The organism is Streptomyces sp. NPDC107546, assembly GCF_055639175.1.
Window position 1 is genome coordinate 36912 of sequence record NZ_JBVKBA010000035.1, and the last position, 13704, is coordinate 50615.

The window sequence follows — 13704 nt, forward strand, 5'->3', positions numbered from 1 at the left end:
GGAACATCGTCTCGCACCATCGGGTTGGAGCAGATGTCGGCGTTCGGGGTCAGGAGGCCATCGACGGTGTCGGCAGTTGGAATGAGCGGTCCCCGCTTGCGGGACTAAGCTGCGGAAGGACAGGGAGGGGAAGTTCCCCCCACTGCCTGACCGCTCTGAGGAGCGATTAACGATGTTCGAGAGGTTCACCGACCGCGCGCGGCGGGTTGTCGTCCTGGCTCAGGAAGAAGCCCGGATGCTCAACCACAACTACATCGGCACCGAGCACATCCTCCTGGGCCTGATCCACGAGGGTGAGGGTGTCGCCGCTAAGGCCCTGGAGAGCCTCGGGATTTCGCTCGAGGCGGTCCGCCAGCAGGTGGAGGAGATCATCGGCCAGGGCCAGCAGGCCCCGTCCGGGCACATCCCCTTCACCCCCCGTGCCAAGAAGGTCCTGGAGCTGTCGCTCCGCGAGGCCCTTCAGCTGGGCCACAACTACATCGGCACGGAGCACATCCTGCTCGGCCTGATCCGTGAGGGCGAGGGCGTCGCCGCCCAGGTCCTGGTCAAGCTCGGAGCAGACCTCAACCGTGTCCGCCAGCAGGTCATCCAGCTGCTGTCGGGCTACCAGGGCAAGGAGACCGCCGCCGCGGGCGGCCCGGCCGAGGGCACGCCCTCGACCTCTCTCGTCCTGGACCAGTTCGGCCGGAACCTCACCCAGGCCGCTCGTGAGTCCAAGCTCGACCCGGTCATCGGGCGCGAGAAGGAGATCGAGCGGGTCATGCAGGTGCTGTCCCGCCGTACCAAGAACAACCCGGTGCTCATCGGCGAGCCCGGCGTCGGCAAGACGGCGGTCGTCGAGGGCCTGGCGCAGGCCATCGTCAAGGGCGAGGTGCCCGAGACCCTCAAGGACAAGCACCTCTACACCCTCGACCTGGGCGCGCTGGTCGCCGGCTCCCGCTACCGCGGTGACTTCGAGGAGCGCCTGAAGAAGGTGCTCAAGGAGATCCGCACCCGCGGCGACATCATCCTGTTCATCGACGAGCTGCACACGCTGGTCGGTGCGGGTGCCGCCGAGGGCGCCATCGACGCGGCCTCCATCCTGAAGCCGATGCTGGCCCGCGGTGAGCTGCAGACCATCGGCGCCACCACGCTCGACGAGTACCGCAAGCACCTGGAGAAGGACGCGGCCCTGGAGCGCCGCTTCCAGCCCATCCAGGTCGCGGAGCCGTCCCTGCCGCACACCATCGAGATCCTCAAGGGTCTGCGCGACCGTTACGAGGCGCACCACCGCGTCTCCATCACGGACGAGGCCCTGGTCCAGGCCGCCACCCTGGCCGACCGCTACATCTCGGACCGCTTCCTGCCGGACAAGGCGATCGACCTGATCGACGAGGCCGGATCGAGGATGCGCATCCGCCGGATGACCGCGCCGCCGGACCTTCGCGAGTTCGACGAGAAGATCGCGGCCGTTCGCCGGGACAAGGAGTCCGCGATCGACTCCCAGGACTTCGAGAAGGCGGCTTCTCTCCGCGACAAGGAGAAGCAGCTGCTCGCCGCGAAGGCCAAGCGGGAGAAGGAGTGGAAGGCCGGCGACATGGACGTCGTCGCCGAGGTCGACGGCGAGCTGATCGCCGAGGTGCTGGCCACGGCCACGGGCATCCCGGTCTTCAAGCTGACCGAGGAGGAGTCCAGCCGCCTGCTCCGCATGGAGGACGAGCTCCACAAGCGGGTCATCGGCCAGGTGGACGCCGTCAAGGCGCTGTCGAAGGCGATCCGCCGTACGCGTGCGGGCCTGAAGGACCCGAAGCGTCCGGGTGGTTCGTTCATCTTCGCCGGCCCGTCCGGCGTCGGTAAGACCGAGCTGTCCAAGGCGTTGGCGGAGTTCCTGTTCGGTGACGAGGACGCGCTGATCTCCCTCGACATGTCGGAGTTCAGCGAGAAGCACACGGTCTCCCGTCTGTTCGGTTCGCCCCCCGGCTACGTCGGCTACGAGGAGGGCGGCCAGCTCACGGAGAAGGTGCGGAGGAAGCCGTTCTCGGTGGTCCTGTTCGACGAGGTCGAAAAGGCTCACCCGGACATCTTCAACTCGCTCCTGCAGATCCTGGAGGACGGTCGCCTGACCGACTCCCAGGGCCGGGTCGTGGACTTCAAGAACACGGTCATCATCATGACGACCAACCTCGGCACCCGGGACATCTCCAAGGGCTTCAACCTCGGCTTCGCCGCCGCGGGCGACACGAAGACCAACTACGAGCGCATGAAGAACAAGGTGTCGGACGAGCTCAAGCAGCACTTCCGGCCCGAGTTCCTCAACCGCGTCGACGACGTGGTGGTCTTCCCGCAGCTCACCCAGGTGGACATCCTGGCGATCGTCGACCTGATGATCAGCAAGGTCGACGAGCGGCTCAAGGACCGGGACATGGGCATCGAGCTCGCCCAGTCCGCGAAGGAGCTGCTGGCGAAGAAGGGCTACGACCCCGTGCTGGGCGCCCGGCCGCTGCGCCGCACGATCCAGCGCGAGATCGAGGACACGCTGTCCGAGAAGATCCTCTTCGGGGAGCTGCGTCCGGGCCACATCGTGGTCGTCGACACGGAAGGCGAGGGCGACGCCCAGAAGTTCACCTTCCGCGGTGAGGAGAAGTCGGCTCTGCCGGACGTCCCGCCGATCGAGCAGGCGGCCGGTGGCGGTCCGAACCTGAGCAAGGACTGACCCCTCCGGGGTGAGACGAAAAGGGGCTGCCCCGGGACTCCGGTCCCGGGGCAGCCCCTTTTCCGTGCGCGTCACAGCACGCTGTCGGTGCGCTCGATGACGGGCGGCACCGGCAGAAGATCCAGGACGTGGTCGGGGAGGTCGGACACGTCCGGGGCGAGGCGCAGGGTGAGATCTTGCACTCCGGGGAAGAGCGTGGGGAGTTTCGAGAGGTCCTCGGTCCCGGTGAACATGTTCAGCCGCAGCCGGGTGATCCGGGCCAGAACAGGCCCCGCTTCCCAGCCGGTGGCATTCCAGACGAGCCGCAGATCCTCCAGGGCCGGGAGGGCGGCGATCTCCTCGAAGTGCTCCCGGGGAAGCTCTTTCGGAAGGGAGGCCAGGCTCAGCCTCTTGACCGTGTGCAGGTGCCGTAGCCCGCGCAGTCCGGTGAACCGCAGTGCCTTTTCGGAGAGCCGAAGGTATTCCAGGGGGTGTTCGCGGGGGAGGACGGCGTCGAGGGAGTCGCCGTGCAGCCGGATACTGAGGTCGAGCCCCGTCACGGTGGGTCCGAGTCGTGCCAGTGCGTCCGGCGTGCCCAGACGGGAGGTGCCGTGCAGCGACAGCAGGGTGATCGGCAGTTCCGCGAGCGGCGAGAGATCGTCGACGTCCGGGTCCAGGCTTCCGAGATCCAGTTCGTTCAGCCGCCCCTGATCGGAGAGACAGCTCAGGTCCCGCAATGCGCGGTTGTCGCGGACGACCAGCTTGCGCACCTGGTGCGGGCGGAGTGCGGCCCGGATGTCGTCCGAGGCGACGTCGCCGACGATCTGGAGCAGGGACGGCCCGCCCAGGTCCCGCAGAACGCGCAGTTCGGCCGCCGAGTGCGCCGCGAAGTACAGACCCTTGGGCCGTAGATGCGCGATCACCTCCTCCGCGTACCGCTCGGTGTGGAAGCGGTGCCAGGTCCACGTCAGTTGCGCCCGCACGGACAGAGCGTGATGCGACCGGTACCGGGCCAGTACCGGAATGGCCGCCTCGGTGCCGATCAGCGACGCGGTGATGACCACCGCCCTCGCCTCCGCGTCCGTCAGCCCCTCCGGGCCCGGAAGCAGTTCCAGGACGAGGGGGCCGGCCTCGGCGAGAGCGCGGGCCTCCGCCGTCGTACGGGGTGGGATGAGCGCGGCGGCCTCGGACTCCACCCGGGCGCGCACACGGGGATCGAGTTCCGTCGCGTGTTCCAGCGAGGCGAGCGCCAGGAGCCGCATGCGCGTCCCGGCCGCTCCCGGGGCCCGGTCGGCGGAGGCGCTCAGGTCGTCCAGCAGTTCGGCCCTCTCCCGCGGTCGTGCGTGCGCCACCGCCATGCGGAACACGTCCGCCCACTGTTCGTCGGCGGCGCCCCGCACCAGCAGCCCGAAGTCCCCGTCCTCGACCGCCGCCTTCGCGCCCAGGTAGTCCTGGAAGGTGCGGTGGACGAACTCGACCGTACCGGCGGCGGGTTCGCGCAGCAGCCCGCTGCGGACCAGGAGGTGGCGCAGGAGCTCTCCGGCGTCGCCCTGGGAGGCGGCGGCCGGCAGCGAGGGCAGCACGTCGGCGATGATCCGCTCCGCGCGCTCACGGTCCATCTCGGAGTGGTTGTTGCGGATCAGCCAGTACGCCAGGCGCTGCAGCAGCTGGATCTGCGGGGCCTCGGTCAGGTGGATGCCGTCCCGCCGGACGAACATGTCCCGCTCCTCGTCGCGCCGCGCCAGCAGCATCGACAGGGCCGCCTCGTACAACTCCTGCCTGCCGTGCGGCAGATACCCCCGCCGGTCCCGGTGCAGGGCGCAGATCAGCCCGCACATCAGCGGATTGGTGGCCAGCCGGCCGAGGTCCGGTTTGGTGCGTACGGCGTCCAGGAGCGAGTGTTCGTAGTCGTCGAGGCGGTCGGTGTCGGGGGCGCCGACGCGGGCCGCGGTGTGCCAGCGGCGGACGAACGCGGCGACGTCGTCGCGGCTCATGGGGGCGAGGGAGAGTTCGGTGAAGCCGTCGGGGGCGAGCCAGTCCTCGCGCACGGCGGAGGGGCGCGAGGTCACGAGCCACAGGTTGCCGGGATAGACGTCGAGCAGGTCGCGCAGCCAGCGCCGGGTGCGTTCCCGTTCGCGCTCGGGGATCTCGTCGATGCCGTCGACGAGCAGGAGCGCACGGCGCGCGGTGAGGACCCGGTCGGCCCAGCCGGGCGGCTGGGTGGCGTGGAAGGGGACGCGGACGGCGTCCAGGAAGGCGTCGGGCGCCGGCAGCCCGCCGGGGCGGCGCAGGAGGGTGCGCAGGGGCAGGACGAACGGGATCCGGTCGCCGCGTTCGCCACGGGCCGCCGTCACCGCCAGCCACTGCACCAGCGTGGTCTTGCCGGAGCCGGCGACCCCGCGCAGCAGGACCCGGTCGTGGCCGGTGAGGGCCTGGTCGGCGGGCAGGGCCGCGGAGGCGGTGGCGATACGGGCGTCGGTCTCGTCGTCCGGGCGCAGTGCCTGGAGGCTGAGGTAGGCCGAGTCGAGGGGCCAGCGCTCCGGAGAGTTGACGAGGTCGACTCCGTAGATGGTCAGGTGGCTGTGCTTGGTGGCGACGTAGGCGAGGTAGCGCTGGTCGAAGGCCGGGTCGGTGCCGCCGGTGGGCGGGGTGCGGGCGATCAGCTCGTCGATCTTCGTGATGATCTCGGCCTGCCGTCGGGTCTGTTCGACGAGGGTGCGGGGGACAAAGGTGGACCGCTGCGTGAAGAAGTGCAGGATGTGCAGGCAGGCGATCTCCAGGACACGCTCGTAGAAGAGGGTGGCGTCGAGGGAGAGGTCGCGGTCGGGGGTGCCGCTCGCGGCCCGCAGGTGCAGGGCGAGGGTCTGGTGACCCAGTCGCACGGCCTGGACGTCGGTCATGTCGAGGTCGCCGAGGGCATGCAGGGTGGTGGCCAGGGCGAGGACGACGGCGGGTGTCTCGTCCTCGGGCAGCGGTCGTTCGCCCTCCGCCGTGACGGCCCGCCTGACCAGCTCGGCGGCGAGCTTGGTGAGCTCCTTCTCGGCGAGGGCGCGCTTCTCGCCCCGGAACGAGACGAAGTCCGAGACGCGCACCGGCTTGTCGACGAGCCCGGCTCCGGGCCCCTCCGTGACGAAGAGCCGCTTCACGAGCGGGGTGACCACGCTGGAGGCCACCTTGACGCCCAGGGCCGCTGGATCCATCTGCTCCCCCGTGCTCGGTCCGTGACGGTGGGTCAGCCTAGCGGGCCCGCAGGGTGACATGTCGCACAGGGGGAGGAACTGGTACGAGGGTGCCTAGTAGCGGCGACCGCCCACGGCTGTGCGCCCGGCGACGGGCGATTCAGCCGCCGGTACGGCATGTCCTCGTAGACCGCCCGTTTGGTAACAGACAGGGCTGACTCGTACCAAGAAACAGTCAAGTCACCCACTTCTGGAGGTTCCCCCCCATGTCTCAGAGCGTCGTGCCCTCCTCCCGTACCTCCCGGCTGCGTGCCCGGCTGGCCGTACTGGCCGCCGGTGCCGGAGCTTCAGTCGTGCTGGGGGCCGATGTGGCGGCCGCCGCCGGGGGCGGCGCGGTGAGCGCCGCCTCGTGGGTCCATCCGGTCAGGAACTACTCGCTCACGGCCGGCTTCAACCAGGTCGGCGGCATGTGGAAGTCCACCCACAGCGGGCAGGACTTCGCCGTGCCGAGCGGGACGAGCGTCGTCGCCGCGCACGCCGGTACCGTCGTGAAAGCCGGAGCGGGCGGTGCCGGGGACGGGGCGGCGTACGGCAAGGCCGTCGTCATCAGGCATGCGGGCGGCATCCACTCCCAGTACGCCCACCTCTCGCGGATCGACGTCAGGGTCGGCCAGGCCGTCGTCACCGGTCAGCGCATCGGGCTGTCCGGCAACACGGGCAACTCCAGCGGCCCGCATCTGCACTTCGAGGTCCGTACGACCCCGCACTACGGCTCCGCCGTCAACCCAGTCGCCTACCTGCGGGGCAGGGGTGTGGCCGTCTGAGGCGTGCGTGGGCTCTCCCTACGCTGTCCCCTCACCCGAGTGGGCCTGCGTGACCAGGTCGATCGCGACCTCCAGGACCGCCTTGCGCTTCTCCTCCGGATTGCCCTCGACCTCCTGCAGGACGAACATCCCCGCGTGCATCGTGAACAGCGCGCTGACGCAGCGGACCTGGTCGGTCAGGGAGGCGTCCGGGTCCCGGATGATGTCGCGCATCTGCAGCATCCGGTCCTTGAACTGCTCGCCGATGCTCAGTTCGCGGATCGTGGCCTGGTTCTCCTGCATGAAGCGGAAGAGCGGGGCCGCACCGGCCAGTGCCTCGCTGTAGCGGCGCAGCACCTCCTGCTTGGTCTGCAGGGTGTGCGGCTGCGCCTTGCCCCATTCGATCAGTTCGTCCATCGGGCGGGTCAGGTCCTCGAAGATGCCGACCAGGATCTCTTCCTTGGTCTTGAAGTGGTAGTAGAGCGCGGCCTTGGTGACGTCCAGGCGCTCGGCGATCTCCCGTAGCGAAGTCTTCTCGTAGCCCTGCTCGGCGAAGAGGTCGAGCGCCACGTCCTGGATGCGCTGGCGGGTGTCCCCGCGCCGCTGCCGCTTGGTGCCGTCCATGGTGGTGCCGCCCATCCTCGTACTCCTCGTACTCCCGGAGAGCCTGTGCAAGGCCTCCTGGCCGAGCCTACGAAACTTACTTGACGCCCGGCTAGTTACGGGGCTACCTTCCCCAGTGTAGTGAACTAGCCGGGCGGCAAGTAAGTAGTCGGACGGCCGGCAGTACCAAGGGGAGTTGGGGACCATGGCGGACAGCGCGGCACCGGCCGCTGGCGGCGAGAAGAGTGAGAAACAACCTCGGAGCGTACGGGTCGTCCTGCTCGCGCTGATGATCACGATGATGCTCGCGATGCTCGACAACATGATCGTAGGCACGGCGATGCCGACCATCGTGGGCGAGCTGGGCGGCCTCGAACACCTGTCGTGGGTGGTGACCGCGTACACCCTCGCCACCGCCGCCGCCACGCCGCTGTGGGGCAAGCTCGGTGACATGTACGGCCGCAAGGGCTCGTTCATGACCTCGATCGTGATCTTCCTGGCCGGCTCCGCGCTCAGCGGCATGGCGCAGAACATGGGCCAGCTCATCGGCTTCCGCGCCATCCAGGGCCTCGGCGCCGGCGGTCTCATGGTCGGCGTCATGGCCGTCATCGGTGATCTGATTCCGCCGCGGGAGCGCGGCAAGTACCAGGGCATGATGGCCGGCGTCATGGCGCTCGCGATGATCGGCGGTCCGCTGGTCGGCGGCACCATCACCGACAACTGGGGCTGGCGCTGGGCCTTCTACATCAACCTGCCGCTCGGTGTCGTCGCGCTGGTCGCCATCAGCGCCGTGCTGCACCTGCCGAAGAAGCGCTCCCAGGCCCGTGTCGACTACCCCGGCGCCGCGTTGCTGACCGTCGGCATCACCTCGATCGTGCTGGTCACCACCTGGGGCGGGTCCCAGTACGCGTGGACGTCCGCGCGGATCATGGAACTGATCGGGATCGGTGTCGCCGCGCTCGTCGGATTCCTGTTCTGGCAGACGAAGGCCGCCGAGCCGGTCGTGCCGCTGCACATCTTCCGCAGCCGGAACTTCTCGCTGATGTCGGCGATCGGTTTCATCACCGGGTTCGTGATGTTCGGCGCGACGCTGTTCCTGCCGCTGTACCAGCAGTCCGTGCAGGGTGCGTCCGCGACCAACTCCGGGCTGCTGCTCCTGCCGATGCTCGGCGCGATGCTCGTCGTGTCGATGATCGCGGGGCGGGTCACCACCAACAGCGGGCGGTACAAGGTCTTTCCGGTGGTCGGCAGTGTGCTGATGATCGCGGGTCTCTTCCTGCTCTCGCAGATGGACACGGGGACCAGCCGGTTCACCTCGGGGGTGTACATGGCCGTGCTGGGCGCCGGGATGGGCTGCCTGATGCAGATCACCATGCTGGTGGCGCAGAACAGCGTCGAGATGCGGGACATGGGTGTCGCCTCGTCGACCACGACCCTCGCGCGGACGCTGGGCTCCTCCTTCGGCGTCGCGATCATGGGCGCCCTGTTCAACAACCGGGTCCAGCACGTGATGGCCGAGCGGGCCGGGGCGCTGGGGTCGAAGATCACCGAGCAGTCGGCTCAGCTGGACGCGAAGAGCCTTCAGAAGCTGCCGGCGGCGGCTCGGGAGGCGTACCAGCACGCGGTGTCCGCGGGCACGCACTCGGCGTTCCTGCTCGGCGCGGTGGTGGCCGTGCTCGCGCTGGCTGCGGCGGTGTTCGTGAAGGAGGTCCCGTTGCGGGGCGCTGGGCCCGACAGGCAGGCCGGGGGCGCGGCTGGGGACGCCGCGGATGTGCCGCCGGCGGTTGCAGAGGCCGTCTGACGGCACGGGCTCCGGCCGAGGGCCCCCGGGTGCGTGCGCCCGGGGGCCCTTTCCACGGGCGGACGGGCACACCCGGGCGAGCCTCGCCCCCGCCGCCCTGTCAGTGCCGCGTGGCAGCATCGGTGCCGTGGACAGGATGCGGCAGCTGCGGCTGGCCAAGGATCTGATGGACCGGGACTGGGCCGACCCGGCGCTCGATCTGGGAGCCGTGGCCGAGCGTGCCGGGTACTCGCGGTATCACTTCCTGCGGGCCTTCAAGGAGGCGTACGGCGAGACGCCGCGGCAGTATCTGACGCACCGGCGCATCGAGCGCGCCGAGGACCTGCTGCGCACCGCCGATCTGTCGGTGACCGAGGTCTGTCATCTCGTGGGATTCAGCAGCGTCGGCACGTTCTCGGCGCGGTTCAAGGCCTGGACCGGGCTCACGCCCAGTGCGTACCGCGCCAAGCACGTCGGCCGCGGCGCCGCGCTCATACCCGGGTGCTACGCGATGCTCTGGGCGGGCGGGTTCCGCAGGAGCGAGGAGAGCAATTCCGGAGAAGCGGGGTGAAGGGTCCGCTGCTTACCGTGGCAGCGCACACCGCACCTCCCACCTCCAGGAGCACACCATGATCAAGGGGCTCGCCATCACCACCGTCTGGGTCCTCGACCAGGACCGGGCCAAGGAGTTCTACACGCACAAGCTCGGCCTCGAGGTTCGTACGGACATGACCATGGGCGACGGCGGCATGCGCTGGCTCACCGTCGGCGCCCCGGACCAGCCCGACGTCGAGCTGACGCTCATGGTGCCCGGGCCGCCCGCGATGGACCCCGAGTCCGCCGAGATGATGAAGAAGCTCATCGCCAAGGGCGCTCTCGGTGCCGGTGTGCTGGCCACCGACGACATCCACGGCGACTACAAGCGGCTCAAGGACCGCGGCGTGGAGTTCCTCCAGGAGCCGCAGGAGCGGCCGTACGGCACCGAGGCGCTCTTCCGCGACGACTCCGGCAACTGGTTCTCCTTCACCCAGCGCCGCGAGGGCGGTCTGGACTTCGAGAAGGAGTGGGCCTGACAGCCCTGAGGTCCTCAGGGCCCTGACGTCCTCCCGGCCCTGAGGTCAGCTGCCGGACGGCGGCAGCATCGGGAAGCTGCCCGTGTCCGTCGGCGCGTGCTCCGGCAGCCACAGCACCGCCACCGCCCCCTCGGCCGGCACATGCTCCGGCACCCCGGGCACCCGGATGTTGCGGAACGTCAGCCGGGCGCCCAGCACCCGCGCCTGCCCCGCCGCGATCGTCAGGCCCAGGCCGTGACCCTGGCCCGACCGGTCCGAGCTGCCCGTACGGAACCGGCTCGGGCCCTCGGCCAGCAGCTCCTCGGGGAAGCCGGGCCCGTGGTCCCGTATCCGGATCACCCGGCCCTCGACGGACACCTCGATGGGCGGCTTGCCGTGCCGTGCCGCGTTCGCCAGCAGGTTGAACAGCACCCGCTCCAGACGGCGCGGGTCCGTGGTGACCTCCGACTCGTGGATCACCCTGACCTCGACGTCCGCGTCCTTCGCGGCCACCCGCCGGGTCACGAACTCACCCAGCATGATGTCCTGCAGCTCGGCCCGCTCGGACGCGCCGTCCAGTCGGGCCACCTCCAGGACGTCCTCCACGAGCGTGCGCATGGCCTTCGCGCGGTCCAACACCAGTTCGGTGGGGCGGCCCGGAGGCAGCAGCTCCGCCGCGGTGAGCAGGCCCGTGACCGGCGTGCGCAGTTCGTGCGCGATGTCCGCCGTCACCCGGCGCTCCGCCTCCAGCCGCTGCTGCAACGCGTCCGCCATCGCGTCCACCGCCCGGGCCAGATCGTCCGTCTCGTCGCGCACGACACCACCGATCGCGTCCCGTACGCGCACGTCCGTCTCGCCCTTGGCGACCCGGTTCGCCGCGGCGGCCGCCTTGCGCAGCCGGCCCGACAGCTGCCCGCCGATCAGCACGCCGAGCGCGGAGCCGCCGAGGACGACCGCGATCGAACCGATGATCAGGGCCTGGTCGAGGTCCTTGATCACCCCGACGCTGCGGTCCGTGCGGGTGTGCAGGGACAGCACCCGGCCGTCCTTGAGCGGTACGGCGGCCCAGGTGTCCGGCACCCCGTTGCGGTCCCAGGACGCGAAGGTGGCCCGCCTGCCCTGCATGACCTTCTCCAGCAGGTCCCGCGGGATGGCCGGATCGTCGATCTTGGTCCCGAAGGTCTGGGTGCGCCCGGACTCGTACATCCGCTGCGCCACCTGGATGCGCTCGTCGGCGAGGTCGCGTGCGCTGTTCAGCATCGACACCTGCGCCGCGTTGTGCACGACCAGGCTCAACGCGATCGCGACGAGCGCGCCGACCAGGGCGATCGCCGCGCTGAGCTTCCATCTCAGACCCGTGCGTATGGCCGCGTCCTCGGGGACGAGGCGGCCGATGATCCCCCGCATGCTCCTGTCCCCGCTCACGCCTTCAACTTGTAGCCGAAGCCGCGGACCGTCTCGATCCGGTCCTGGCCGATCTTGGTGCGCAGCCGCTGCACATGGACGTCGACGACGCGGGTGTCCCCGCCCCAGCCGTAGTCCCACACGCGTTCCAGCAGCTTGTCGCGCGACAGTACGGTGCCGGGCGCCGACGAGAACTCGAGCAGCAGCCGCATCTCGGTCGGCGTGAGGGCCACCGGCTGCCCGGCCCGCCGGACCTCCATGCCCTCGGTGTCGACCTGCAGATCGCCGAACGTGAGCACCCCGTCGTCCCCGGGCGAGGTGTCCTCGGCCGCCCGGCCGGCGCCGCTCGCGTGCCCGAAGCGGCGCAGCACCGCACGGATGCGCGCCACCAGCACGGCGCCGTCGAAGGGCTTGGTCACGTAGTCGTCGGCGCCCGCCTCCAGGCCGAGCACCACGTCGATGGAGTCGGCGCGCGCGGACAACATGATCACCGGCACGGTCGACTCGTCCCGGATGCGCCGGCACAGGCTGACCCCGTCCAGGCCGGGAACCATCACGTCCAGCAGGGCGATGTCGGGGCGGCGGGCGCGGAACGCCTCCAAGCCCGACAGGCCGTCGGGCATGGCGGTCACCGCGAAGCCGTCCCGCTCCAGAGCGAGTTGGGTGGCCTCGCGGATGACGTCGTCGTCCTCGACGAACAGGACGTGTGTCTGCTCTGCCATCCGCTGCTCTCAGTAGGGGTCGGGGTCAGTTCTTGGTGGGGGCGGCGGTGCCGCTGTTGCCCACCGCGTTGCTGTACTCGTTGCGCGTACGGGATATCTCGGTGAAGTGGCTGGTCCTCCAGCCGTAGGTGATCACTTCCTCGCTGGAGGGGTACGACACCGGGTCGCCCCTCTGGTACATCTGCTGGGTCACCACCAGGTCGCCGCGGTCGATCTCCGCGTAGACCGGCGGCTCCTCGGCCTTGAACACATTCTGGTACCTGTGGTTCTTCATCCGGTACACGTACGAGCCGATCCCGACGGCGTCACCGCACGTCATCACGTTGACCACGATGTCGTCGACGTCGCCGCCGGTGATGTCGCCGTAGGACACGTCGACCGGGTACTCGTCGGCCACGCAGGGCTTCAGGTCCTCCTTGACGACCTTGGCGACCTGCGGGTCATCCTTGACGATCTTCACCACCTCGGCACGCGTGGGTTCCTTGGCGGTGGGCGACGGCGACGGCGACGGTGTGGCGGCACCCGCGATCACCGGGTCGCTGCCCGCGGGGCCCTCGTCCCGGGCGCCCGTGCCGCCGGTGGCGCAGGCGGAGACGAAAAGCCCGAGGGCGGCGACCGCGGCCACCGCCGCCGTCACCGCCTTCACGGCTCCGCTGAGCCGTATGACCCCCGTGCCTAGGCCGCGCAACGCTCCCGCTCCTCACGCTCCAGCGCGCGTGCGTCCAGGTCGCGGGCTTCCAGCTCCTCCCGGAGCCGGGCGAGCGCCCGGTGCAGCGTGCTCTTGACCGTACCGGCCGACATGCCGAGGGCGGCGGCCGTCTCCTCCGTGGACATCTGCTCCCAGTGTCGCAGCACGACGACGCTGCGCTGCTTGGGAGCGAGCACCTTCAGGACGTCCATCAGCAGAGCACGGTCCGCGTGCTGCTCCGTGGAGTCCTCCACCGACGCGTCCGGGAGCTGCTCGGTGGGGACCTCCTCCAGTTTGCGCGAGCGCCACCACTCGGTCCGCGTGTTGATCATGACGCGGCGCAGGTAGGCGTCGGCCAGCCGCTTGTCCGCGATGCCGTCCCAGCGGCCGTAGGTGCGCACCAGTGCGGTCTGCAGCAGGTCCTGGGCGTCGGTGGGGTCGGGGACCAGCCGGCGTGCGCTGCGCAGCAGCGCGTCCTGCCGGGTGCGTACGTACTCCTCGAACTCGAGCACCTCACCGTGCGCCATTCCAACCGCCTCCGATCCCCGTTTTCCGACCTGTGGTCCGGCTGCGCCCCGCAGCCCGGCCGGTTCCTCACAACCCCGAGCGGGCTCGTCCCGAGCCCGGGTGCCGCACTGTCGGCGGCACGCATATGAAGTTACGGACGAGTTGTCACGGCGTTGTCCGTTCCAGGCTTCGGAGAGCACTCGGCTGTCCGTCGGTTGTGTAACAGGCGCAGGAACGGGGTAGAGGCAGGCGGGAGTTGGGTCGGGTATGGGGTGATTTGTCAGGCGGATAGGGG

The 13704-nt window shown here is 69.8% G+C and carries 11 protein-coding genes; 5 read left to right on the top strand and 6 right to left on the bottom strand.

The genetic code is table 11. The features are described from left to right. Window positions 1-172 precede the first annotated feature (172 nt). Window positions 173-2692, top strand: a complete 2520-nt coding sequence (locus ACZ7L1_RS33030; protein WP_471442487.1) for an ATP-dependent Clp protease ATP-binding subunit — start codon at window positions 173-175, stop codon at window positions 2690-2692. A 71-nt stretch (window positions 2693-2763) separates the two neighbouring features. Here the strand turns inward: ACZ7L1_RS33030 and ACZ7L1_RS33035 are convergent, their stop codons facing one another. Next, window positions 2764-5871, bottom strand: a complete 3108-nt coding sequence (locus ACZ7L1_RS33035) for an NACHT domain-containing protein (RefSeq protein WP_471442488.1) — start codon at window positions 5869-5871, stop codon at window positions 2764-2766. A gap of 245 nt (window positions 5872-6116) precedes the next feature. Between ACZ7L1_RS33035 and ACZ7L1_RS33040 the strand changes: the two genes are divergently transcribed. Then, complete coding sequence (locus ACZ7L1_RS33040; protein ID WP_471442489.1) at window positions 6117-6674, top strand: M23 family metallopeptidase; 558 nt, start codon at window positions 6117-6119, stop codon at window positions 6672-6674. 18 nt (window positions 6675-6692) lie between these two features. Here the strand turns inward: ACZ7L1_RS33040 and ACZ7L1_RS33045 are convergent, their stop codons facing one another. Beyond that, entirely contained in the window at window positions 6693-7292 is a 600-nt protein-coding gene (locus tag ACZ7L1_RS33045) for a TetR/AcrR family transcriptional regulator (RefSeq protein ID WP_471442491.1), read from the bottom strand. 169 nt (window positions 7293-7461) lie between these two features. Between ACZ7L1_RS33045 and ACZ7L1_RS33050 the strand changes: the two genes are divergently transcribed. From ACZ7L1_RS33050 to ACZ7L1_RS33060, 3 genes are all read left to right on the top strand, one after another. Next, window positions 7462-9057 (top strand): MDR family MFS transporter, encoded by a 1596-nt coding sequence (locus ACZ7L1_RS33050; RefSeq protein ID WP_471442493.1) that lies wholly within the window; start codon window positions 7462-7464, stop codon window positions 9055-9057. A gap of 136 nt (window positions 9058-9193) precedes the next feature. Next, complete coding sequence (locus tag ACZ7L1_RS33055; protein WP_471442535.1) at window positions 9194-9607, top strand: helix-turn-helix transcriptional regulator; 414 nt, start codon at window positions 9194-9196, stop codon at window positions 9605-9607. Window positions 9608-9665: 58 nt separating this feature from the next. Beyond that, window positions 9666-10109, top strand: a complete 444-nt coding sequence (locus ACZ7L1_RS33060) for a VOC family protein (RefSeq protein WP_471442495.1) — start codon at window positions 9666-9668, stop codon at window positions 10107-10109. Window positions 10110-10154: 45 nt separating this feature from the next. Here ACZ7L1_RS33060 and cseC read toward each other — a convergent pair whose 3' ends face one another. Genes cseC through ACZ7L1_RS33080 form a run of 4 tightly spaced genes read right to left on the bottom strand, consistent with a single transcriptional unit; the run spans window position 10155 to window position 13429 of the window. Beyond that, window positions 10155-11495 carry a two-component system sensor histidine kinase CseC gene (gene cseC / locus ACZ7L1_RS33065; RefSeq protein WP_471442497.1) on the bottom strand — a complete coding sequence of 447 codons (1341 nt, stop codon included), beginning with the start codon at window positions 11493-11495 and terminating at the stop codon, window positions 10155-10157. A 14-nt stretch (window positions 11496-11509) separates the two neighbouring features. Beyond that, the gene (gene cseB, locus ACZ7L1_RS33070) at window positions 11510-12214 is read right to left on the bottom strand and encodes a two-component system response regulator CseB (RefSeq protein WP_471442498.1); all 705 of its coding nucleotides are present in this window, start codon (window positions 12212-12214) and stop codon (window positions 11510-11512) included. Window positions 12215-12239: 25 nt separating this feature from the next. After that, window positions 12240-12902, bottom strand: a complete 663-nt coding sequence (locus tag ACZ7L1_RS33075; RefSeq protein ID WP_471442500.1) for a hypothetical protein — start codon at window positions 12900-12902, stop codon at window positions 12240-12242. After that, window positions 12890-13429: a SigE family RNA polymerase sigma factor gene (locus ACZ7L1_RS33080; RefSeq protein ID WP_468252318.1), complete on the bottom strand. Its 540-nt coding sequence runs from the start codon at window positions 13427-13429 to the stop codon at window positions 12890-12892. Before ACZ7L1_RS33080 ends, ACZ7L1_RS33075 begins: the two co-directional genes overlap by 13 nt. Window positions 13430-13704: the final 275 nt, after the last annotated feature.

Coding starts and splice junctions, on each gene's coding strand:
- ACZ7L1_RS33030 (WP_471442487.1), top strand. CDS start 173: ATGTTCGAGAGGTTCACCGACCGCGCGCGGCGGGTTGTCGTCCTGGCT.
- ACZ7L1_RS33035 (WP_471442488.1), bottom strand. CDS start 5,871: ATGGATCCAGCGGCCCTGGGCGTCAAGGTGGCCTCCAGCGTGGTCACC.
- ACZ7L1_RS33040 (WP_471442489.1), top strand. CDS start 6,117: ATGTCTCAGAGCGTCGTGCCCTCCTCCCGTACCTCCCGGCTGCGTGCC.
- ACZ7L1_RS33045 (WP_471442491.1), bottom strand. CDS start 7,292: ATGGGCGGCACCACCATGGACGGCACCAAGCGGCAGCGGCGCGGGGAC.
- ACZ7L1_RS33050 (WP_471442493.1), top strand. CDS start 7,462: ATGGCGGACAGCGCGGCACCGGCCGCTGGCGGCGAGAAGAGTGAGAAA.
- ACZ7L1_RS33055 (WP_471442535.1), top strand. CDS start 9,194: ATGCGGCAGCTGCGGCTGGCCAAGGATCTGATGGACCGGGACTGGGCC.
- ACZ7L1_RS33060 (WP_471442495.1), top strand. CDS start 9,666: ATGATCAAGGGGCTCGCCATCACCACCGTCTGGGTCCTCGACCAGGAC.
- cseC (WP_471442497.1), bottom strand. CDS start 11,495: ATGCGGGGGATCATCGGCCGCCTCGTCCCCGAGGACGCGGCCATACGC.
- cseB (WP_471442498.1), bottom strand. CDS start 12,214: ATGGCAGAGCAGACACACGTCCTGTTCGTCGAGGACGACGACGTCATC.
- ACZ7L1_RS33080 (WP_468252318.1), bottom strand. CDS start 13,429: ATGGCGCACGGTGAGGTGCTCGAGTTCGAGGAGTACGTACGCACCCGG.